This window comes from Polynucleobacter sp. MWH-Berg-3C6 (assembly GCF_018881855.1).
Classification (GTDB): domain Bacteria; phylum Pseudomonadota; class Gammaproteobacteria; order Burkholderiales; family Burkholderiaceae; genus Polynucleobacter.
Window position 1 is genome coordinate 750,591 of record NZ_JACVPN010000001.1, and the last position, 22,798, is coordinate 773,388.

The following is a 22,798-nucleotide window of genomic DNA, read 5'->3' on the forward strand; positions in this document are numbered from 1 at the left end:
TCACGTCCATCTCCTTACAGTTTTAGATGGACGAAACCGGGTGTCGGTCTGATGTAACTCCCCACGCCAGCATTATCTGGATCGGGTTCTAGGGTCTTTCTCAGCGCCTCTTGGCAAACTCTGCTTTAGAGGGCACCCCTGTTTCATCCTTAAGATGGATTTAACCACGAAATGCCGTTTAAGTTCATGACCCCAATCAAAAGCTGCTGCATGGGGTAAAAAACCTTATTTATTGCATCGCAAGATGTAGTCTGCAGTGACAAAAGCGGCATCGCTTGTAAATTCATCAGCCAGGATGCGAGCAGCGGCTTCCGCTAGGGATACTTCGATAAAGCCACTGACTTCACCATCATGATTGGTGGGAATAAAGTTGTCCGGAAGCTCCAAGTCGTAGATATAGAGCTGTTCATCATGAAACCCACGGGCAGGGATTGGTCGACGCATATGAATTCGACCCACAGGCTCAACCTGATCGGCAATTTGCGCAGGCACTCCTGCTTCTTCCCAGAGCTCCCGTTTTGCACATACCCAAGGGGTCTCATCAGCAGAGATTCCACCAGCAGCAATATTATCTAACTTACCTGGGTCAGTAGCTTTTGTTTCACTGCGCCTGCCCAACCAAAGCGATCCAGATTTTGTATAGCCATTGATATGGGTTGCCATGCTTCGAAATCCAAACGTGCGAAAGGCAGAGCGTTCTAAGCGAAAGTGCTGATGTCCATTGTGATCTATCCACGCAAAATCCTCGTTACGCCAACCGGAAATATAACCACCCGTGCGCATCTTATTCGCCAATTGATAAAGGCTCGCCGATATATCTTGAGGTCGACCCAGTTGGATTTTTAAATGATCATTCCCAATATGGATTAGCGGTATAGGATCATTTTGAAGAGTTTCTCGAAGGAAGGGGATAAATTCTGGAGTGATGTGCCCAATTACTTGGCCGTCCTGATCGCCCTGTGAAAAATGAATCGGCATAAAGTCAGCTGGGGCAGCACGGGCCGTATTTTGGAGCATCTCCTCCAAGGCTGCGAGAGTGCTGGTTGATAGCTTATTCATAGGCTGGAGTTTAAGGGAACATAACAGTCTTAGGGTTTTTGTCAATGATTGGCAGCAAAAAAATACGCAAACGTAATGACTAATTTTTTTTACGTACTTTTAATTATGAACAATGAAGTAGCTGCCAATAATTTAAGCAAGCCAGCTCGTTCTATAAAAATCTGCGACTTACGAAAACTTTTTCCGATTTATCCACATGGCCTGTGGATAAGTTTTGTTAGTTAAGTGGTCCCGCCGACAGGAATCGAACCTGTATCCCACGCTTAGGAGGCATGTGCACTATCCATTGTGCTACGGCGAGTATGTATAAATGTGAAACTGTGCTAGAGAAGGCAAATTCCTAATTTATAAGCCATCACCAACCACACAAAGCCCAAACTTGGTTTGTGATGGCAACCATCATATCGGGTGCAAAGTATGCAGAAAAAATCAGCAGTAAGACCACTAAGGCAAAACTATAAAGCAGTAATTGCCTTAATGAAAATCGCTTGCTCATGCGTTTGCTATACGAGTAATGGCGCGTTCTTTTACGGGCAAGTTCACTAAGAATGCAAATATACCCAGTGCAATGGCAATTTCCCAGACGATTAAATAAGATCCCGTGCGATCAAATAAGTATCCACCGAGGAAGGCGCCGCAGAAACTGCCAAGCTGATGTGAAAAGAATACTAAGCCTGAGAGCATTGTGAGGTATTTCACGCCAAAGATCTGCGCAACGATACCGTTTGTCAGTGGGATGGTAGATAGCCACAAGAATCCCATGATGGCCGCAAAGATATAGGTAGTCATTGGGCTTAATGGGAGGAGTATGAATCCAATAATCGCGATAGATCTGCTCAAGTAAATACCGGAGAGTAAGTAGCGCTTTGGAAAGCGTTGACCCAATATACCTGCGCCGTAGGTACCAAAGATATTAAATAGGCCAATCAGCGCAAGAGCAGTGGTTGCTACCGCAGGCGCTCCTACTGCTGGATAGCTTGCAGAAAGATCCTTTAAATAAGGCGCTAGATGTACAGCAATGAACACCACCTGAAAGCCGCAAACAAAATAGCCCAAAGTCAGCAAGCGAAAGCTAGTGTTCCCCATTGCTTCTTTTAAGGCTTGTTTAATCGTTTGATCGCCAAGATTATTGGTATGCGTAAAGTTTTTCTCGCGCAACATGAAAGCAGTTGGAATCATGAGACTTGCCATGAGTGCCAGCATTAAGAGGGCCTCTTGCGCTCCAAAGGCGCTTAACAAACCTTGCTCGGCAGGAATCATGAGGAACTGGCCAAAGGAGCCTGCAGCTGCTGCGATTCCCATTGCCCAAACACGCTTATCAGCAGGTACGTTGCGACCTAAGATGCCATAGATCACGCTGTAAGTGGTTGCGGTTTGCGCCAAACCAATCAGCAGTCCACCGGCAACAGTAAAGTTAAAGATGTCAGTTGAGAGGGCCATACCAGCTAAACCAAGGGCATACAGAATGCCGCCGGCTACCATAATCTTGAATGCGCCATAGCGATCTGCTAGTGCGCCGGTGATGGGCTGAAATGCGCCCCAAATGAGATTTTGTAAGGCAATCGTTAAGGCAAAGGTCTCACGACCCCATTCATTTGCGGAGGTGATGGGGAGGTTGAATAAGCCAAAGCCATGACGAATGCCCATCGACATGGTGACCATGAAGCCCCCAAATATCAGGACTTGTTTCATGGTGAGCGATGGCTTGAGTGTAGAGGTAGTCATTGCTTAGATGATTCCTTTTTGCTGCAGTTCATTAATCGCAGCGTCATCGAGTTTGAGGCGCTCATGCAAAATTTCATTGGTATGCTGGCCCAGAGTTGGTGGCGCCATGCGAACTTCAGTCGGTGTTTTAGAGAGCTTCATTGGGCTGGCAACTAATTTCATATTGCCAACAGTAGGGTGCGGCACATTCAGTTGAATGTTTCTAGAAATCACCTGTTCATTTTCAAATACTTCTTTGAAATCATTGATAGGTCCGCACGGAACGTTTGCCTGCTCCAATAAAGCAATCCATTCACCTTTGGTTTTCTTGCGTGTCATATGCTCTAGCAAAGGTACTAATTGTTTGCGATGCTGCACCCGCAAAGGATTGCTGACATAGAGAGGGTTATCTGCCAAATGCTCCTCGCCGCCGACGCTGACAAAATGCCTAAATTGACCATCATTGCCAGCAGCCACAATGATCCAGCCGTCTGATGTTGGGAAAGTTTGATAAGGAACAATGATTGGAGAGGCATTGCCCCAGCGCTTTGGCACCTCGCCAGAGGTCAGGTAGGCGCTTGATATATTGGCCATCACGGCAATCTGTGTATCGAGTAAAGACATATCAATATATTGACCTTCACCCGTACGATCACGGTGAATGACTGCCGCCAGAATGGCGGAAGAGGCATACATGCCCGTAAAGATATCGGCAATGGCTACGCCCGATTTTTGTGGACTTGCACCCTCAAAGTCATGTGCTTCACCAGTAACACTCATAAAACCACCCATACCCTGGATTATGAAATCATAGCCAGGGCGATGCGCGTATGGACCAGTTTGCCCAAACCCCGTGATCGAGCAATAAATTACATCTGGCTTTACTTTTTTGAGGCTCTCATAGTCGAGGCCATATTTAGCCAAATCTCCAACCTTGTAGTTTTCAATCACTACATCTGAATCGGCAGCAAGCTTACGAATAATTTCTTGACCTTCAGGCTTGGCAATATCAATCGTAATAGAGCGCTTGTTACGGTTGATGCAAATAAAATAGGCAGATTCGTCAGTTTCTTTGCCATTGGCATCTTTGGCAAAGGGAGGCCCCCAATGGCGCGTATCGTCTCCAGCCCCAGGGCGCTCGACTTTAATGACGTCGGCACCAAGGTCGGCCAGGTTCTGGGCGCACCAAGGACCAGCCAGTACGCGGCTAAGGTCTAAAACTCGAATATGACTTAAGGCTCCCATCCCCTGATTTTGGCATGGATGACAGGGGAATTCTTGAAAAGTTCGGCTTAGGCCTCAGACATGACTACAATTTGCGCGCATGGCTACCCGTAAAACTTCCGAATACAGCGAATCGTCGATTCAGGTCCTAAAAGGCCTAGAACCAGTCCGTCAACGGCCGGGAATGTATACCCGAACCGATAACCCCCTGCACATCATCCAGGAGGTATTGGATAACGCTTCTGATGAAGCTCTGGGTGGATTTGGTAAGCAAATCATTGTGACTATGCATACCGACGGCAGCGTTAGCGTGGAAGACGATGGTCGAGGTATTCCGGTTGGTATGCATCCAACTGAAAAACTTCCCGTGGTGGAAATTGTCTTTACCCAATTACACGCTGGCGGCAAATTCGAAAAAGGTTCTGGTGGTGCCTATGCATTCTCTGGTGGCTTGCATGGTGTTGGCGTCTCTGTAACCAATGCCTTATCGAAGAGATTGGAAGTCACTGTTTGGCGTGATGGACAAACCTCTTCATTGACCTTTGCTGATGGCAAGGTGATTGAGAAGCTCAAAACAAAACCATCATCTAAAGAAGATAAAGCCCATGGCACACGCGTTCGCGCTTGGCCAGATGGAAAGTATTTTGATAGCTCTGCTATTCCAATGGCAGACCTGACTCGCCTCCTGCGCTCCAAGGCTGTTTTGTTACCTGGCGTGAAGGTCACACTCATTCAAGAAAAATCTGGCGAGAGCCAAACCTGGCAATACGCACAAGGCTTGCGCGGCTACCTCAACGAAGCAATTGCCCAGGCTGGACATGGCCCAGAAGTTATTCCGCCCTTCGAAGGTGAGCAATACGCTACAGGTACAGGTGAGGAGGATTCTTTTGCCGAAGGTGAGGGCGCTGCATGGGTTGTTTGCTGGACCGAAGATGGTTCGCCAGTACGTGAGAGTTACGTTAATCTGATTCCGACACCTGCTGGTGGAACTCATGAAAGTGGTTTACGTGAAGGCCTCTTTAATGCTGTGAAGGGCTTTATTGAAATGCATGCTCTGCAGCCCAAAGGTGTGAAGCTTATGCCTGAGGATGTGTTTGCACGCGCATCCTTTATTTTGTCTGCCAAAGTATTGGATCCACAGTTTCAAGGGCAAATCAAAGAGCGCCTCAATTCTCGGGATGCTGTGAGATTGGTATCGGGTTATGCGAAATCCGCTCTAGAACTTTGGTTAAATCAGCACGTTGATTACGGTCGCAAACTGGCCGATCTCGTCATTAAGCAAGCCCAAGCAAGAACCAGAGCCGGTCAAAAAGTTGAGAAGAAAAAATCTTCTGGCGTTGCAGTGCTCCCAGGCAAACTCACTGACTGCGAGAGTCAAGATATCTCCATGAATGAGATCTTCCTAGTTGAGGGTGACTCGGCAGGTGGTTCAGCCAAAATGGGTCGTAATAAGGAATACCAGGCTATCCTCCCATTGCGCGGTAAGGTCCTCAATACCTGGGAAGCAGAGCGCGATCGCTTATTCGCCAATAATGAAGTGCACGATATTGCAGTAGCCATTGGCGTGGATCCTCATGGTCTGAACGATGATCCGGATTTATCGAATTTGCGTTACGGCAAAGTTTGCATATTGTCTGATGCAGACGTTGATGGTGCCCATATTCAGGTGCTCCTACTAACACTGTTCTATAAGCACTTTCCAAAACTGATTGATTTAGGCCATGTGCATATTTCTAGACCGCCACTCTTTAGAGTAGACGCTCCAGCACGGGGTAAAAAACCTGCGCAAAAAATTTATGCACTAGATTCAAGCGAGCTGCAAGCGATTGAAGATAAATTACGCAAAGACGGTGTCAAAGAATCAGCTTGGCAAATCTCCCGCTTTAAGGGTTTAGGTGAGATGAGTGCCGAGCAATTGTGGGATACCACCCTGAACCCCGATACCCGTCGTTTATTGCCCGTAACTCTGGGATCCTGGACCGAAGATGAAACCTTTAAAACGATGGACATGTTGATGGGTAAATCGGAATCTGGTGCTAGACGTGATTGGCTAGAAGAGCGCGGCAATGAAGTTGAGGCAGATATTTAATGGCAACCAAGAAAACTCCAGGCAAAAAATCTGCTGCAGAGCAAGCGGATTTATTTTCCAATCCAATCGAGATGGATATCGTCGAGGTAGATGATGCTCCAAAAGCCAGTCCATCCTCTAAAGGTCCTCAGGGTCCAAACGATCCACATGATCCTAAAACAATGGATCTGAACGAAGACAATAAAGATAGCTTGACTCTAGCGGTTTATGCAGAGCGTGCTTATCTGGATTACGCCATTAGCGTTGTAAAAGGCCGTGCACTACCAGAAGTGGCTGATGGTCAAAAACCAGTACAACGCCGCATTTTGTTCTCGATGAATGAAATGGGTCTGCGTGCTGATGCTAAGCCAGTAAAGAGTGCCCGCGTGGTGGGCGATGTATTGGGTAAGTTCCATCCGCACGGAGATCAATCCGCATATGACGCATTAGTGCGTTTAGCGCAGAGCTTTTCATTACGTTATCCCTTAATTGATGGCCAAGGTAATTTCGGCTCACGTGATGGTGATGGCGCTGCAGCAATGCGTTACACCGAAGCACGTCTTACCAAGATTGCTGGTTTGCTATTAAGTGAGATCGATGAAGGAACGGTGGATTTTGCTCCGAACTATGACGGCTCATTTCAAGAGCCCAAACTTTTACCAGCACGACTGCCGTTTGTTCTATTAAATGGCGCCTCTGGTATTGCTGTTGGTATGGCTACCGAGATTCCTTCACATAATTTACGTGAAGTTGCGAGCGCCGCAATTGCTTTGATGAAGTCTCCAAAGCTCTCTACCGCTGATTTGCTAGGTATCATGCCTGGCCCTGATTACCCGGGCGGTGGGCAAATCATTTCCTCTACAGCAGAGATTGCTCAGATCTATGAAACCGGCCGTGGCAGTATTAAAGTCCGGGCTCGCTGGTCCGTAGAAGAGTTAGCTCGCGGCCAATGGCAGATCGTTGTCAATGAGCTGCCTCCTGCAACTTCTTCTCAGCGGGTATTGCAAGAGATTGAAGAAATCACCAATCCAAAAGTGAAGGTAGGTAAAAAGACCCTCACGCCAGAGCAAAATAATCTCAAATCTACCATTCTGAATGTCTTAGATGGCGTTCGTGATGAATCCAGTAAAGATGCTGCAGTACGTTTGGTATTTGAGCCTAAGAGTAAAAATATTGACGTCAATGAGTTCGTTAATCTGTTGCTGGCGCATACCTCCTTAGAATCCAATGCGCCTATGAACCTAGTCATGATTGGTAATGATGGTCGTCCGCGCCAAAAAGGTCTCAAAGAGATTCTGACTGAGTGGGTTGAATTCAGGGTTGCTACCGTAACCCGCCGTACACAACACCGCTTAGGTAAGGTTAAAGACCGCATGCATATTTTGGAAGGGCGCTTAACGGTTCTTCTCAATATTGATAAGGTCATCAAGATCATTCGCAACAGCGATGAGCCGAAAGCTGATCTGATTAAAGAATTTAAACTCTCTGATCGTCAAGCTGAAGACATATTGGATATCCGCTTGCGTCAATTGGCTCGTCTTGAAGGCATCAAGATTGAACAAGAGCTCAAAGAGCTCAAAGCTGAGCGAGATGATTTAGAGGGCTTGCTGCAGAGCGATACAACATTGCGTAAGCGCATCGTGAAAGAAATTGAATCTGATATGAAGGACTTTGGTGATGATCGCCGCACCTTGATTCAGGAAGATAAGCGCGCTATTGCAGAAACAAAAGTGATTGATGAACCAGTCACAGTGATTGTTTCTCAAAAAGGTTGGGTGCGCGTGCGTCAGGGTCATGAGCATGACTCAACTCAATTTAGCTTTAAGGCAGGAGATGCCATGTATGACACCTTTGAGGTCCGTACGGTAGATGTCATCCAAGGCTTTGGCAGTGATGGTCGTGTCTACACGGTGCCTGTCAGTGAGTTGCCGGGAGCGCGTGGTGATGGATCGCCATTAACCAGCTTTGTTAACTTAGCCCCTGGCTCGCAAATGGTTGCTTACTATGCCGGTCAGCCAGACGATTTAGTGTTGCTCTCCACTAAAGCAGGTTACGGCTTCTTGGCAAACGTGGCTGATATGAGTACCCGCAATAAAGCAGGAAAATCGTTTGTGAGTATTGATGCAAAGGTTCCTGGAGATGCACCTTTGGGCGCAGTTAAAGTCAAGGTTGGCATGAAGCAGGTTGCTTGCTTGTCACAAGCCTCTAAATTATTAGTATTCCCATTAGATGAGCTCAAACGTTTACCCACTGGCGGCAAGGGTGTGATCTTAATGGGCTTGGACGATAAAGAATTCTTAGCCTCAGCTATCGCTGTTGGTCCGGATGGCGCTACTTATGCTGGGGCTGGTCGTGCAGGTAAACCAACGGAACTGAATTTGGATGCAAAGACGCTCAAATCTTTTGCTGGTAATCGCGCACGCAAGGGTCACTTTGTTGAGCCGCGTCTGAAAGACGGCAAGCTAAAGGCAAACTAAGCAAACTAGAAAATATTAGTTTTTCTTTGGAACGCTAATGCCGTATTTAACGGCTATGACCTCGGCCAGAATCGATACTGCGATCTCTGGCGGGGTTAGTGCTCCGATATAAAGTCCTACAGGTCCATGCAGCCTATCAACCTGTTCTTGGTTGAGATCGAATTCTAAGAGTCGCTCTTTGCGTTTTTGTGTGTTCTTCCGACTTCCCAATGCACCCACATAAAAGGCAGAGGATTTCAAGGCTTCCATAAGGGCCATATCATCCAACTTTGGGTCATGAGTGAGCGCTATGACGGCGGTATGAGGGTCAACTCCAATCTCAAGCAATACATCATCAGGCATGCCCTTAAAGAAAATAATATCGTCACGATTTAAGCCTTCGGCATATTCTTCACGGGGATCAATCACAATCACTTCAAAATCAGATGCCAGCGCAAAATCTGCTGTGTAGAGCGATAGTTGGCCGGCTCCAATAATGACCATCCGCCAACGTGGGCCATAGGTAGTTTGCATTTCTTGATCATTGCAAACAAATTCATCATGACGAGATCCGTCACTGAGAGTCGATTTGCCTGTACTTAAATTTACTGTGCGGCGTGTGATTTGATGTGAAGAGATTTGCTCCAGTAGTTTCTCTAGTACTCCAAGTTCTGGTCTTGGTTCAACTAGCAGCCTTAAAGTTCCACCACAGGGAAGGCCAAAGCGAGCAGCTTCTTGTTGGCTAACTCCATAAACCACCATTTCAGGGGTGGCCCTTGTCAAAATTTCTGTTTGCACACGACGTATCAAATCATCTTCAACACAGCCACCGGATACAGAGCCCGATACTTGACCATCATCCCGAATGGCAAGCCATGATCCGATAGGTCTGGGAGCAGATCCCCAAGTCTGCACAACCGTAGCAATGGCTACTGAGTGGCCAGCTTTAAGCCAGTTAACGGCAGATTGGAGGACGCTTAAATCAGTGCTATTCATGCTGTGTTTTGTCTTTATTGTTTATTTTCTAGTTTCCTATTTATTATCACTCTAATGACGTCTTTAGGTAAGAATCCCAGCCCTCCAAATCTCCGCCTAGCAATACTGTTGCTTGCTGCAGGCGAGGGGAGTCGTTTGGGCTCAATTCCCAAGGCGCTTTTGCACAAGAAAGGCAAAAGCCTTTTAAGTCATTTTTGCAATTCGCTTAAGGCATTCTCTCCAGTTGAGTTTGTTGTTGTTACTGGCTTTCATGAAGGGGTGATTGAGGCGGAATTAAAACAACTCCGAGAGAATCATGATTTGCCAATTCAATCAGTACGCAATCCCCATCCCGAATTGGGACAAGCATCGTCTGTCCGCTTTGGTCTTGAAGCCTTACAAAGTAATTACGAGGTTTTGTTGGTGGCACTGTGTGACCAACCCCTGGTAGGAGGCGATGAAATCAGCTTATTGCTCAGACAATTTGAACAGCGTGATCAGCAGAAAGAAGTGATACTGCCAGTAGTGGGCTCGCAGCGCGGTAACCCAGTGGTGTTTTCACGCAAAGTGATTGCTGATATCTTGGCAATACCGGCGATGGTATGCAGGCCCTTTATGGATCAGCACCCAGAGCTAGTGCAGATTTTTGCTACTGATAATCAGGCATACATTGCTGATGTTGACACCGATGCCGACATCAGCAAGTTTGATTTGCAACGCGCTTAAAGTTTAGATCTCGGCAATTAATTCAATTTCAACGCAAGCACCTAAGGGAATTTGCGCCACACCAAATGCACTTCGTGCATGCTTGCCTGCATCTCCAAAGACTTCAAAAAGTAATTCTGAGCAGCCATTAATGACTAAGTGTTGTTCGGTGTATTGATCGGTTGAATTGACAAGCCCCATCACTTTGACAATGCGTTTGATTTTATCCAATGAGCCTAAATGGTTCTGCAGTGTAGACATGAGATCAATCGCAATGGATCTAGCTGCAGCCTTGCCAGCTTCCGTATCCATATCTTTGCCTAACTTTCCAACCCAAGGCTTGCCATCTTTCTTTGCAATATGACCCGACAGGAAAACGGTATTACCTGAGGTGGCAGCCATGACGTAAGCGGCGGCAGGGGGTCCGGCTGGAGGTAACTCAATGCCGAGGGATTTAAGGCGATCAAGGTAAGAATTGCTCATGTTTTTGAATCCTGATTAACGAGATGATGAATCTTACTGGGAAGCGCTTGAGCCCAGTATTTTTCAGTATTTTTACGGGTTTTGGGTTGCCAAATGGGTCAAACAATGGCTCTAGACGCCTCAGTCCGCTATACTCTTGCTGATTGATTTAAACCGAACTCATTAATACAGATTTCTATGAAAAAACTAACAGTTCTCCCTCAATTGCTTGTTGCTACTTCTTTGGTGCTGACTGGTTTTGCCGCCCAAGCGCAAGAAGTAAAAGGTAATGCTGCGGCTGGTAACGCCAAAGTATGGCTTTGTGTTGGCTGCCACTCTATTCCAGACTACCGTGCTGACTATCCTTTAGTTTATAAAGTGCCAATGCTAGGTGGCCAAAATGCAGCCTACATTGCTAGCTCTTTAGCCGCATACAAAAAGGGCGAACGAAAGCATCCAACGATGCGCGCCATCGCAGGTAGCCTGTCTGATCAAGATATGGCCGATCTTGGCGAATACTATGCTGCGCAAACAGCCAGCTCACCTAACAACCCATTGAAGTGATAGAGACACGTTTATGAAATTCGCACTAATTACAGCCGTTTTGCTCTCAAGTATTGGTATTGCTAATGCTGCTAGCGTAGATAAAGGTAAGGCTCTTGTAGAGAAGGCCAATTGCGCCTCTTGTCATGGCGCTGGACTCAATGCACCAATCCTGCCTGTTTATCCCAAGCTTGCAGGTCAGTATTCTGACTATCTTTACTATGCGTTAAAGGCATACAAGGTAGGCAACGGTAACCCACAATACGGTCGTAATAACGCCATCATGGGATCGCAAGTTCAAGCATTCTCTGATGCTGATTTGCAAGATATTGCTGCTTACATTGCTTCTTTACCTGGAAACTTCGTTATTAAGAAGTAAGCTCTACCTTCAGTAGAAAAAAGGCTTAGAATCATCTTCTAAGCCTCTGTTCTTTATGGGATTTATTTCTATCTGAGGGCTTCTAAACCTCGAGCAAAGTGCTTTCGCATGGCCGCTTCTGCTGCCAATTCATCTCTTTTGAGTATTGCCCTAAGAATATCGCGATGCTCAACGAGGGATGCTTGCAGTCTCCCGGTGCTAGTTAATGAATCTTTACGATGGAGTTTGAGTACTTTACGTAAATCTGCAATCACGCCATTCATCCAACGATTTCCAGCAATTTCTTGGATTAGCTCATGAAATTTGCTATTAATCTCAAAGAATTGCTCAATATCACGATCAGCTGCTGCTTTTTCTAAGCGATGGTGAAGGTGGTCTAGCAGGTTTAGCTCATCTTCTGAAGCTTTAAGGGCGGACTCTCTTGCTGCCTGACACTCTAATAGCGATAACACTGTGAAGATTTGCTCTAAATCACCACGATTAACCTCGGTAACGTAGGCGCCTCTACGCATCTTGATGGTAATAAGCCCCTCAGATGCCAATACCTTGATAGCTTCCCGCATTGGCGTTCTGCTAATGCCGTATTGCTCAGCTAGTGATTGTTCGTCCAGCCAGCTTCCTGGGGCTAACTGCTTGCTAAAGATCTGCTCCCGTAGTCTGTCTGCTACGTCTTCATATAGCGGTCGATTTATCAGTTTTGTATTCATAATTATGAATACATCATAGCTGGACAAATTCTAAATAGTCAAGCAGAATTAGAGAAATTAGGTGCAATGCAACAAATTTACCAGGAGTGCTTTGTGAGTTCAGAAATTAACAGTTCATCAAATAATTCATGGCCAGCAGTTCCAGAATCCAATCTGGACGCTTGGAAAAAGTCAGCCCAGAAGTCTGCACCTAATGGCGATGTTGAGAAGCTTGGATGGAATACGCCCGATGGTATCCAGCTGAAAGCACTTTACACATCTGCAGATACTGAAGGTTTGAACTATACAAATACCTTGCCGGGATTTGAGCCATTTGTACGTGGTCCGCAAGCAACCATGTATTCAGTTCGTCCTTGGACTATTCGTCAATACGCGGGCTTTTCAACTGCTCAAGAATCTAATGCGTTTTATCGCAAAGCATTGGCTGCTGGTGGTCAAGGCGTATCCGTTGCATTTGACTTGGCTACTCACCGTGGCTATGACTCAGATCATCCACGGGTGACTGGTGATGTAGGAAAAGCAGGCGTTGCAATCGATTCTGTTGAAGACATGAAGATTTTGTTTGATGGTATTCCGTTAGATAAAGTATCAGTTTCTATGACGATGAATGGGGCTGTGTTGCCCGTACTAGCAGGCTACATCGTTGCTGGTGAGGAACAAGGTGTTAAGCAAGAGCAATTATCGGGAACAATTCAGAACGATATCCTGAAAGAGTTCATGGTGCGTAATACCTATATTTATCCGCCTGAACCATCCATGCGCATTATTGGTGACATTATTGAGTACACCGCCAAGCATATGCCGAAATTTAATTCGATTTCCATTTCGGGTTATCACATGCAAGAAGCTGGTGCCAACCAAGTGTTGGAATTGGCATTCACGTTGGCAGACGGTAAAGAGTATGTCAAAACAGCCCTTGCAAAAGGGTTAGATGTTGATGGCTTTGCTGGGCGCTTGTCATTCTTCTTTGCGATTGGCATGAACTTCTATTTAGAAGTTGCTAAATTGCGCGCCGCAAGATTATTGTGGTGGCGCATCATGAAGTCCTTTGAGCCAAAGAATCCAAAGTCATTGATGTTACGTACGCATTGTCAAACCTCAGGTTGGTCATTAACAGAGCAAGACCCCTATAACAATGTCGTCAGAACGACTGTTGAAGCAATGGCGGCGGTATTTGGCGGCACTCAATCACTTCATACAAACTCATTTGATGAGGCAATTGCCTTGCCTTCCGAGTTTTCAAGCCGAATTGCTCGCAATACCCAATTGATTCTCCAAGAAGAAACCCATATCACCAGCGTGATTGATCCTTGGGCCGGTTCTTACATGATGGAAAACCTCACTCAAGAGATGGCGGATAAGGCCTGGGCAATTATTCAAGAAGTTGATGCGATGGGCGGAATGACTAAGGCCGTTGAAAGTGGTTGGGCTAAATTGAAGATTGAAGCCTCTGCTGCTGAGAAGCAAGCCAAAATTGATTCTGGATCTGATGTGATTGTTGGTGTTAATAAATACAAACTTGAAAAAGAAGATCTAGTTGATGTTTTGATGATCGATAACGATCGTGTTCGAGAGGGTCAGGTAGCGCTCTTAAAAGAAATTAGAGCAAAGCGTGATAGTAAAAAAGTAGAGGCCGCATTAGAGGCATTAACCAAGGCTGCCGAGGACAACACAGGAAACTTGTTGGAGTTGGCTGTAAATGCGATTCGTTTACGTGCTACGGTTGGTGAAGTATCTGATGCATTGGAGAAAGTTTACGGGCGCCATCGCGCCGATACTCAAAAGGTGACCGGTGTGTACGCAGCTGCCTATGATTCAGCCGAAGGCTGGGAAAAACTCAAAGTAGAAATTGCGGGCTTTGCAAAAGATTTCGGTCGTCGCCCGCGCGTCATGATCGCTAAACTTGGTCAAGACGGACATGACCGTGGCGCGAAGGTGGTTGCAACCGCCTATGCAGACTTAGGCTTTGACGTTGATATCGGACCTTTGTTTCAAACTCCGGAAGAGTGCGCACGCCAAGCCATTGAGAACGATGTGCATGCCTTGGGCGTTTCAACTCTGGCAGCTGGTCATAAAACCTTAGTCCCCGCCATCATTGCTGAACTTAAAAAACAAGGCTCAGATGACATCATCGTATTTGTGGGTGGCGTAATTCCAAGACAAGATTACGAGTTTCTCTATGAGGCAGGTGTGAAGGGTATTTACGGTCCAGGCACGCCAATCCCAGCTTCGGCTAAGGATGTGCTTGAGCAAATTCGTAAATCAGTAAAACCAGCCTAATCAGGAATACAGCGCATGCTCGAAGCTGCTGATCAGGTTTTAGTAAATGACCTCACTGGTGCACCATCGCTCAAGCAGCGACGTGCATTAGCTAAGATCATTACTTTGCTTGAATCTACCCGCTTAGATCACCGTAAGCGTGCTGATGAAGTGCTGAATAGCCTTCTTCCCAAGACAGGCAAATCATTTCGTTTAGGTATTTCTGGGGTTCCGGGCGTGGGTAAATCTACGCTGATCGAAACGCTCGGTTTGTACTTGATTGAAAAAGGACATCGTGTTGCTGTGATGGCCATTGATCCGTCCTCCAGCTTGTCAGGCGGATCTATTCTGGGTGATAAAACCCGCATGGAGCGCCTCTCTGTTTTAGAAGGCGCCTTCATCAGGCCAAGTCCATCTTCCGGAACCTTGGGTGGCGTTGCAGAAAAAACCCGTGAGGCTATGTTAGTTGCTGAGGCTGCCGGTTTTGACGTCATCATCGTAGAAACCGTTGGCGTAGGACAAAGTGAAATTGCAGTTGCGGGCATGACAGATATGTTCTTGCTATTGCAATTACCCAATGCGGGAGATGATCTACAGGCTATCAAAAAAGGCGTGATGGAGATTGCGGATTTGATTGCTATTAATAAGGTAGATATTGATCCAGATGCAGCAATGCGTGCGCAATTATTTATCACGAGCTCTTTGCGTCTATTGGGTTTTCAGGGGAATCCCGATCACGCCTCATATGATCAAGAGTTTTGGCATCCAACCGTGATCACTCTGAGTGCTCTGGAGGGCAAGGGCTTACCAGAGCTATGGGAAAAAGTAAGTCATTTTGAAAAACTACAAAGAGCAAATGGCAAATTTGAATCCCGTCGCAAACAGCAGGCGGGAGCTTGGATGTGGGATCGCATTGATGCCGGTCTTAAGACTGCATTTAGAAACAATGCGGCAGTGCAAGAGCTATTACCAATCTTAAGCGCACAAGTAAATCAAGGAACTATGGCAGCTTCAGTGGCGGCAAGACGCTTACTAGAATCCATGGGGCATGAATTTTTCTAAGGAGTAGGAAATGAAGGAAATCATTCAACAACTGGAAGCGAAGCGCGAGCTTGCCCGATTGGGTGGTGGGCAAAAGCGTATTCAAGCACAGCATTCCAAGGGAAAATTAACAGCCCGCGAGCGTATTGAGCTACTACTTGATGCCGGCACTTTCGAAGAGTGGGATATGTTCGTGGAGCATCGTTGCCATGATTTCGGAATGGCTGATCAAACTGTGCCAGGTGATGGCGTAGTTACCGGCTATGGAATGATTAACGGCCGCTTGGTATTTGTGTTCTCACAAGACTTCACTGTTTTAGGTGGATCTTTGTCGGAGGCGCATGCAGAGAAGATTTGCAAAATCATGGATCAAGCTCTCAAGGTTGGGGCGCCTGTGATTGGCTTGAATGACTCAGGTGGTGCCCGTATTCAGGAGGGCGTTGCCTCATTGGGTGGCTATGCAGAGATTTTCCAGCGCAACGTTACCGCTTCCGGTGTGATTCCCCAGATTTCTCTAATCATGGGTCCATCTGCTGGAGGTGCCGTGTATTCGCCTGCATTGACTGATTTCATCTTTATGGTGAAAGACAGCTCTTATATGTTTGTTACTGGCCCTGAGGTTGTTAAGACGGTTACGCATGAGGATGTTACTGCTGAAGAGCTAGGCGGAGCGGTAACGCATTCAACCGTTTCTGGGGTATGCGACTTGGCATTTGACAATGACGTTGATGCCATCATGATGTTACGTCGTTTTTTCAATTACTTGCCACTCTCGAATCGCGAAAAGCCACCATTGATCAAAGGTGCCAACCGTAACGAAGAGTTTGACTTTTCATTAGATACATTAGTGCCATCGAATCCGAATCAGCCGTACGATATGAAAGAGTTGATTGAGAAGATTGTTGATGACGGTGAGTTTTTTGAGTTGCAACCTGACTATGCCAAGAACATTGTGATTGGTTTTGCCCGAATGGAAGGTCGCTCTATCGGCATCGTAGCTAATCAACCATTAGTCTTGGCGGGTTGTTTAGATATCAAAGCATCCATTAAGGCGGCCCGATTTGTGCGCTTTTGTGATGCCTTTAACATTCCAGTCGTTACTTTGGTGGATGTTCCAGGCTTTATGCCAGGGACTGCACAAGAGTACGGCGGCATTATTAAGCACGGTGCAAAACTGCTCTATGCCTATGCTGATTGCACAGTGCCTAAAGTGACTTTGATTACGCGTAAGGCTTACGGTGGTGCCTATGACGTGATGGCCTCTAAACACTTGCGTGGAGATGTCAACTTTGCTTGGCCATCTGCGGAGATCGCAGTGATGGGGCCTAAAGGCGCAGTTGAGATTATCTTCCGCGAAGAGAAATCTGACCCAGCGAAGATTGCAGCTCGCGAAGCTGAATACAAATCAAAGTTTGCAAATCCATTTGTAGCTGGACGTCGTGGCTATATTGATGACGTTATCTTGCCCCACGAAACACGTAAGCGCATTGCACGCTCTTTAGCGATGTTGAAAGATAAAGACTTGAAGAATCCTGCCCGTAAACACGGCAATATTCCTCTGTAAAGGCGCAGATACATAATGACTACGAAAATGTTCAAGAAAATTTTGATTGCTAACCGCGGTGAGATTGCTTGCCGTGTAATGAGTACCGCTAAGAAGATGGGCATCAAGACTGTTGCCGTCTATTCAGAGGCTGATAAAGAGGCGCGTCACGTGCAATTGGCTGATGAGGCTGTGTGCATAGGACCGGCACCTTCGCGTGAGTCCTACCTCGTGATGGATCGCATTATCCAGGCCTGTAAAGATACCGGGGCTGAAGCAGTTCATCCGGGATATGGTTTTTTATCTGAGAATGAACAGTTCGCTAAACGCTGCGAAGAAGAAGGCATTGTCTTTATTGGCCCTAAATACCAATCTATTGCTGCCATGGGTGACAAGATTGCTTCAAAAAAGCTAGCGCTGGAAGCAAAGGTTAATACGATCCCCGGTCATAACGAGGCAATTGCCACAACTGATGAAGCGGTGAAGATCGCCCAAGGCATAGGCTACCCAGTCATGATCAAGGCATCTGCTGGCGGCGGCGGCAAAGGTCTACGCGTTGCATTTAATGATAAAGAGGCAGCCGAAGGTTTTGCTGCTTGTAAAACTGAGGCAATGAATAGCTTTGGTGATGATCGTATCTTTATTGAGAAGTTTGTTGAAGGTCCACGTCATATTGAAATTCAGGTATTAGGCGATTCACATGGCAATGTGGTGTATCTCAATGAGCGCGATTGCTCGATTCAACGTCGTCATCAGAAGGTGATCGAAGAGGCGCCATCTCCGTTTATTGACCCCGTCACCCGCAAAGCAATGGGTGAGCAAGCAGTTGCTTTGGCTAGAGCGGTGAACTATCAATCTGCGGGTACTGTTGAGTTTGTAGTTGGTAAAGATAAGTCTTTCTATTTTCTGGAGATGAACACCCGATTACAAGTTGAACATCCCGTAACGGAATCTATTACCGGTCTTGATCTGGTTGAGCAGATGATTCGTGTAGCCGCCGGTGAAAAGCTCGCATTTAAACAAGTAGATGTGAAGTTGGATGGTTGGTCAATGGAATGCCGTATCAATGCGGACGACCCATTTCGTAATTTCTTACCCTCAACTGGGCGTTTAGTTAAATACAGACCACCTGAATCGATCAATGGTGTACGTGTAGATACTGGCGTGTATGAGGGTGGTGAGATCCCCATGTACTACGACTCGATGATTGCTAAGTTGATTGTTCATGGCAAGGATCGTGCAGAAGCGATTGAGAAAATGCGCTCAGCCTTGAATGATTTTGTGATTCGTGGCATTCATTCGAATATTCCATTCCAAGCAGCCCTCTTGCAGCACCCACGATTTGTTAATGGCGATTTCACAACGGGGTTTATTGCCGAAGAGTATCCAGAAGGCTTCAAAAAATATTCTGTTCAGCCTACAGATCCCAAGCGCCTAGCTGCATTAGCTGCGTTCATGCGTTATCGCTACCTAGAGCATATCAAGATGATCGATGGTCAGTTAGCTGGCCATGAAATGATTATTGCGAAAAAGTTTGTAGTGGTTACCGGTATTAAATCCGGATCTATGAACGATCCAGTAGAAGTGCCCATCCGCGTTGAGTTGAAGGATGGAATCTATTCCGTATACATCGATGAGGCCGATGACGTAAGTCGTTACGACATTGTGAGCGATTGGCGTCCAGGACAAATTTGCCTGAATGCAACCATTAATGGCACTCATAAAATCACCGCACAAGTAGAGCGCCGTGGCGTGCGCTATGTGCTGGTTCTCGATGGCGCCCATTATGAATGTATGGTGCTCAGTCCATTAGGTGCAGAGTTGCAACGCCGTATGCCTGTGAAGCTTCCGCCTGATACCTCTAAGTTGGTGATGTCACCGATGCCTGGTCTTTTAACAAGGATTGCTGTTAAAGCTGGTGATGTAGTAACGGCCGGTCAAAAACTCGCATCTATCGAAGCCATGAAAATGGAAAATACGATCTCAGCAATGCAGGATGGTGTTGTAGCGGAGATATGTGCCAAAGAAGGTGATAGCTTGGCAGTTGATCAACTTATCATTCGTTTTGAATAGGGGGCATGATGTCGCCTAAACCATTTAAAATTTTGGGCATTCAACAAATTGCCATTGGTGGTGAAAACAAAGATCGCCTCAAGAAGTTGTGGGTTGATATGCTGGGCTTTGAATATAAAAGCACCTTTGTCTCTGAACGTGAAAACGTGGATGAAGATATTTGCGCAATTGGCAAAGGGGTCCATGAGATTGAAGTAGATCTAATGCAACCCTTTGATATTGAAAAGAAGCCTGCAGTTCATCAGACCCCTTTAAATCATATTGGCTTATGGGTGGATGACTTACCTAAGGCGGTTGAATGGCTTTCTGCCAACGGTCTGCGCTTTGCTCCTGGTGGCATACGCAAAGGAGCGGCTGGCTATGACATCACTTTTGTGCACCCAAAGGGTAATGATGAGTTTCCCATCAGCGGTGAAGGTGTCTTGATTGAGCTGGTTCAAGCTCCTCCTGAGGTGATTGCAGGATTAGGTTCATAATTTGGCTTTTCAAGCAAATCAAAAGAGTTCGAATTGACCCGCATACTGGCCATCGACACCTCAACAGCTTGGTGTTCGGTGGCTTTATCCTTAGGTGACCAAATACCATTACTCCGACACGAGTTGGTATCGGCTGGCGCTAGCCAACTAGTTTTACCCTGGGTAGAGAGTCTTTTGCAGCAAGCAAATCTGAAGTTAAGCGATCTTGATGCGATTGCAGTAGGCATTGGTCCCGGTGCATTTACGGGTGTGAGGCTTGGCGTAGCGGCAGTACAAGGCTTGGCTATTTCTTGTGATTTGCCTGTATTGCCGGTATCTAGTTTGGATGCCATAGCAGCACAACTCATTAAAGAAAATGCTTTTAAGCAAGCCAATCCTAAAACCTTCTCCATTGCAATAGATGCTCGTATGGAGGAGATTTACTGGGCAAAATATGATTCTCCAACAGAAATTCATGGTTTAGCAAAACGGATTGGCGATATTCACCTCTCAAAACCAGAAGAATTAGATCTCGAAGGCATTGATTTTTTAGCGGGTAGCGCCATTAATGCCTTCGGCGATCGATTATTTGCCAATACAAAAATACCTCTGACTATCAATGCTTTGGATGCAGCAATCCATTTGACCGCTATTGGCATCTTGGATTGCGCTCAGAATCAATGGAAAGAAGGTTGCCAAATTAACGTTCGCTCACTTGAGCCGCTCTATGTGCGCGACAAGGTAGCTCTCACTACACAAGAGCGACTGGAGGCATTTAAATAATGTCCGAAGGCTCTGCTGAACTCTCATTTTTGCCAATGCAGACTGCAGATTTAAATGCTGTTTTAGAAATTGAATCTGTTTCGCATCTGCATCCTTGGACCAGGGGAAATTTTTCAGACTCATTAGCGGCGGGGCATTGGGCCTATTGCATTCGTCCGCAGCTCGATCAAGCAATTAAAGGGTCCTATTTAGATCCTGCGATCCTATGGGCCTATTGCATTTTATTTCCAGCTGTTGATGAGTTGCATTTACTGAACATTACGGTATCTCCGAAGCTGCGTAAGCTCGGCTTAGGCTCCAGAATGATGGCGGCAATTGAGGGTGTTGCTGCACAACAAAGTATTCCCAGAATTATTTTAGAGGTCAGACCCTCAAATGCCGCTGCAGTAAGCTTGTATCAAAAGCTTGGATACGAGCAAATTGGTATACGCAAAAACTACTATCCAGCTGATCCCAAATTGGGAGTGAGAGAGGATGCGCTGGTAATGGCTAAATCGATTAAGCTAGAGCCATGAGCAATACACATTCCGCCTTTTTAAAAGAAATGGGCATTACCGAATGGTCTTCCAAAGACGGGGCATACTCTAGCCCTGAAGCTTCGCCTTCAGTTGCTGAGAAAGCCTCCCAAGGGCATTGGTGGTTCTTTGGTGCGCAGCCACAGGGTGAGGCGCAAGTCCTGTTTCAAGGTGTGATTCGGGCCTTAGGACTTGGTCCACAAGAGTGGTCCTGGAAGAATGCTAGTGATGATTTGAAGCAACTGAATGCCCCAGATAGCGGATTACCAGTTGTTGCATTTGCTTTCGGGAGTGGCGTCGCTCAAAAAATCACTGGCGAGAAAGATGCCTTGCCCCAATTGCGCGAAACCATACTTGCTTTAAATAATGGGTCTGATGAAGAAATTCCAGTAATCGCTTCTTTTGACTTGGTTCAGCTAGTTGCTAAACCGAAAGATAAGGTCTTTCTCTGGCAGGATCTCTTGCTGGCACGGTCAGTACTACAAAATATTTAATGTTTGTGTTCGCCGATCAGGTGCATTGAGTCATACTCAGCTTGATTTCTGGCATGGCGCTTGATGACAAGCCACATGAGACCGCTGACAGCCAATCCAAAGCCGGTAATGACATAAGCGATCGGAACATCAAACCATATTAGTAATGAATACATTGCGAGCATCATTAATACTGAAATATTTTCATTAAAGTTTTGGACTGCAATCGAGTGACCGGCAGACATTAGAACGTGACCCCGGTGCTGGAGTAGTGCATTCATCGGCACAACAAAATAACCTGCAAGCCACCCAACAAGAATGAGCAAGATATAGGCAGGCAGCAAATTTAGACTAACTTGCATTTTGCCAATTGTCATAATCGTTGTGTTGGGTAGCATGTCAGAGTTGTAGACCGCCATGACGCAAACAACCAAGCCCATGATGACGCCGTAAGGAAGCACGTTTAAAGAATTGCGGAGTGGTACTCGACTAGCAGCCCAGACAGCACCACCGGCTACACCCACAGCCGATATGGCTTGAAGGATGGCGCCTTGCGATAGATTCATATGCAGAGCTACTTGCGCCCACTTAATCACAATAAATTGCAGAGTAGCGCCAGCACCCCAGAATAATGTAGTTACTGCTAATGAGATTTGCCCTAAGCGATCATTCCATAAAGTCTTAAAGCAAACGGAAAAATCTTTGATGAGTTCAATTGGGTTTGCCTTTTGCGCAACATAGCGTGCCCCAGTATCTGGAATCTTGAGATTGATAATTGCAGCGATAATGTAAATCATCATGATGATCATGATGGCGGATTCTGCAGGTGTATCGATACCGGTTTCTAAGCTGGGCATATCCCACGCCAAGAGACTTTCGGATACGGTGCTGCTAATTAAGACGCCACCCAATACGGTGCCCAAAATAATCGAGCCCACTGTCAGACCTTCGATCCAACCATTGGCAGCTACTAATTTTTCCGGCGGCAGAAGTTCAGTCAAAATTCCGTACTTTGCAGGAGAGTAGGCTGCGGCACCCAGGCCTACGATTGCATAGGCCAATAATGGGTGACTACCAAAAAGCATGATCACACAACCGACAAACTTGATCGTATTGGTAATGAACATCACATTTCCCTTAGGGCGGGAGTCAGCAAAGGCTCCCACGAAGGCGGCAAGCACCACATAGGACAATACAAAGAATAATTTCAGTAAAGGGGTCATCCAGGCCGGAGCATGGAGCTGGGCCAAAAGGGCGATTGCTGCGATCAGCAGAGCGTTATCAGCAAGCGACGAAAAAAATTGCGCCGCCATAATGATGTAAAAACTACGGTTCATTCGTACAATCTAGTCATTGATTAATTAAAACACGAAA

At 46.3% G+C, this 22,798-nt stretch carries 20 protein-coding genes, 1 tRNA gene and 1 riboswitch; of the genes, 13 read left to right on the forward strand and 8 right to left on the reverse strand.

Annotated features, from left to right (window positions below; all coding sequences use genetic code 11):
• Nucleotides 1-41: 41 nt before the first annotated feature.
• Nucleotides 42-150: riboswitch (TPP riboswitch) on the reverse strand.
• Nucleotides 151-225: 75 nt separating this feature from the next.
• The 4 genes from ICN13_RS03895 to ICN13_RS03910 all read right to left on the reverse strand — a co-directional run bounded on the left by ICN13_RS03895 (nt 226) and on the right by ICN13_RS03910 (nt 4,008).
• The gene (locus ICN13_RS03895; protein WP_216139049.1) at nt 226-1,059 is read right to left on the reverse strand and encodes an NUDIX domain-containing protein; all 834 of its coding nucleotides are present in this window, start codon (nt 1,057-1,059) and stop codon (nt 226-228) included.
• Between the two features lie 226 nt (nt 1,060-1,285).
• A tRNA-Arg gene (locus ICN13_RS03900) sits at nt 1,286-1,360 on the reverse strand.
• Nucleotides 1,361-1,551: 191 nt separating this feature from the next.
• Complete coding sequence (locus ICN13_RS03905) at nt 1,552-2,784, reverse strand: MFS transporter (protein WP_216139050.1); 1,233 nt, start codon at nt 2,782-2,784, stop codon at nt 1,552-1,554.
• 3 nt (nt 2,785-2,787) lie between these two features.
• Entirely contained in the window at nt 2,788-4,008 is a 1,221-nt protein-coding gene (locus tag ICN13_RS03910; RefSeq protein ID WP_216139051.1) for a CaiB/BaiF CoA-transferase family protein, read from the reverse strand.
• A 79-nt stretch (nt 4,009-4,087) separates the two neighbouring features.
• Between ICN13_RS03910 and ICN13_RS03915 the strand changes: the two genes are divergently transcribed.
• Both ICN13_RS03915 and parC read left to right on the forward strand, forming a co-directional pair.
• The gene (locus tag ICN13_RS03915) at nt 4,088-6,076 is read left to right on the forward strand and encodes a DNA topoisomerase IV subunit B (protein WP_216139052.1); all 1,989 of its coding nucleotides are present in this window, start codon (nt 4,088-4,090) and stop codon (nt 6,074-6,076) included.
• Between the two features lie 161 nt (nt 6,077-6,237).
• Nucleotides 6,238-8,532, forward strand: coding sequence for a DNA topoisomerase IV subunit A (gene parC, locus ICN13_RS03920; RefSeq protein ID WP_216139287.1), 2,295 nt, complete (start codon nt 6,238-6,240; stop codon nt 8,530-8,532).
• A 15-nt stretch (nt 8,533-8,547) separates the two neighbouring features.
• On the opposite strand, the gene ICN13_RS03925 is transcribed toward parC, so the two are convergent.
• A complete protein-coding gene (locus tag ICN13_RS03925; protein ID WP_216139053.1) occupies nt 8,548-9,507 on the reverse strand; it encodes an XdhC family protein in 960 nt (319 codons plus the stop codon).
• A gap of 54 nt (nt 9,508-9,561) precedes the next feature.
• On the opposite strand from ICN13_RS03925, the gene ICN13_RS03930 reads away from it, so the two are divergent.
• Nucleotides 9,562-10,212, forward strand: a complete 651-nt coding sequence (locus ICN13_RS03930; RefSeq protein ID WP_216139054.1) for an NTP transferase domain-containing protein — start codon at nt 9,562-9,564, stop codon at nt 10,210-10,212.
• Between the two features lie 3 nt (nt 10,213-10,215).
• On the opposite strand, the gene ICN13_RS03935 is transcribed toward ICN13_RS03930, so the two are convergent.
• Complete coding sequence (locus tag ICN13_RS03935; RefSeq protein ID WP_216139055.1) at nt 10,216-10,674, reverse strand: RidA family protein; 459 nt, start codon at nt 10,672-10,674, stop codon at nt 10,216-10,218.
• A gap of 177 nt (nt 10,675-10,851) precedes the next feature.
• Here ICN13_RS03935 and ICN13_RS03940 point away from each other — a divergent pair, with 177 nt between their 5' ends.
• A complete protein-coding gene (locus tag ICN13_RS03940; RefSeq protein WP_216139056.1) occupies nt 10,852-11,217 on the forward strand; it encodes a cytochrome c in 366 nt (121 codons plus the stop codon).
• Between the two features lie 13 nt (nt 11,218-11,230).
• Nucleotides 11,231-11,575 carry a cytochrome c gene (locus ICN13_RS03945; RefSeq protein WP_216139057.1) on the forward strand — a complete coding sequence of 115 codons (345 nt, stop codon included), beginning with the start codon at nt 11,231-11,233 and terminating at the stop codon, nt 11,573-11,575.
• 68 nt (nt 11,576-11,643) lie between these two features.
• On the opposite strand, the gene ICN13_RS03950 is transcribed toward ICN13_RS03945, so the two are convergent.
• Complete coding sequence (locus ICN13_RS03950; RefSeq protein ID WP_216139058.1) at nt 11,644-12,282, reverse strand: GntR family transcriptional regulator; 639 nt, start codon at nt 12,280-12,282, stop codon at nt 11,644-11,646.
• Between the two features lie 93 nt (nt 12,283-12,375).
• Between ICN13_RS03950 and scpA the strand changes: the two genes are divergently transcribed.
• From scpA to ICN13_RS03990, 8 genes are read left to right on the forward strand one after another with little or no spacing between them, the layout of a single operon-like run.
• Complete coding sequence (gene scpA / locus ICN13_RS03955) at nt 12,376-14,562, forward strand: methylmalonyl-CoA mutase (RefSeq protein ID WP_370622945.1); 2,187 nt, start codon at nt 12,376-12,378, stop codon at nt 14,560-14,562.
• A gap of 15 nt (nt 14,563-14,577) precedes the next feature.
• The gene (meaB, locus tag ICN13_RS03960; protein ID WP_216139059.1) at nt 14,578-15,603 is read left to right on the forward strand and encodes a methylmalonyl Co-A mutase-associated GTPase MeaB; all 1,026 of its coding nucleotides are present in this window, start codon (nt 14,578-14,580) and stop codon (nt 15,601-15,603) included.
• Nucleotides 15,604-15,613: 10 nt separating this feature from the next.
• Nucleotides 15,614-17,146 carry an acyl-CoA carboxylase subunit beta gene (locus ICN13_RS03965; RefSeq protein ID WP_216139060.1) on the forward strand — a complete coding sequence of 511 codons (1,533 nt, stop codon included), beginning with the start codon at nt 15,614-15,616 and terminating at the stop codon, nt 17,144-17,146.
• A 27-nt stretch (nt 17,147-17,173) separates the two neighbouring features.
• Nucleotides 17,174-19,198 carry an acetyl-CoA carboxylase biotin carboxylase subunit gene (gene accC, locus ICN13_RS03970; RefSeq protein ID WP_216139061.1) on the forward strand — a complete coding sequence of 675 codons (2,025 nt, stop codon included), beginning with the start codon at nt 17,174-17,176 and terminating at the stop codon, nt 19,196-19,198.
• 8 nt (nt 19,199-19,206) lie between these two features.
• Entirely contained in the window at nt 19,207-19,674 is a 468-nt protein-coding gene (locus ICN13_RS03975) for a VOC family protein (protein ID WP_216139289.1), read from the forward strand.
• 33 nt (nt 19,675-19,707) lie between these two features.
• Nucleotides 19,708-20,436 (forward strand): tRNA (adenosine(37)-N6)-threonylcarbamoyltransferase complex dimerization subunit type 1 TsaB, encoded by a 729-nt coding sequence (gene tsaB / locus ICN13_RS03980; RefSeq protein ID WP_255534028.1) that lies wholly within the window; start codon nt 19,708-19,710, stop codon nt 20,434-20,436.
• Nucleotides 20,436-20,951 (forward strand): ribosomal protein S18-alanine N-acetyltransferase, encoded by a 516-nt coding sequence (gene rimI / locus ICN13_RS03985; protein WP_216139062.1) that lies wholly within the window; start codon nt 20,436-20,438, stop codon nt 20,949-20,951. Before tsaB ends, rimI begins: the two co-directional genes overlap by 1 nt.
• The gene (locus tag ICN13_RS03990) at nt 20,948-21,445 is read left to right on the forward strand and encodes a DNA polymerase III subunit psi (protein ID WP_216139063.1); all 498 of its coding nucleotides are present in this window, start codon (nt 20,948-20,950) and stop codon (nt 21,443-21,445) included. Before rimI ends, ICN13_RS03990 begins: the two co-directional genes overlap by 4 nt.
• Here ICN13_RS03990 and lplT read toward each other — a convergent pair.
• Entirely contained in the window at nt 21,442-22,761 is a 1,320-nt protein-coding gene (gene lplT, locus ICN13_RS03995) for a lysophospholipid transporter LplT (RefSeq protein WP_216139064.1), read from the reverse strand. The two genes, ICN13_RS03990 and lplT, sit on opposite strands and share 4 nt — an antisense overlap.
• Between the last annotated feature and the right edge of the window lie 37 nt (nt 22,762-22,798).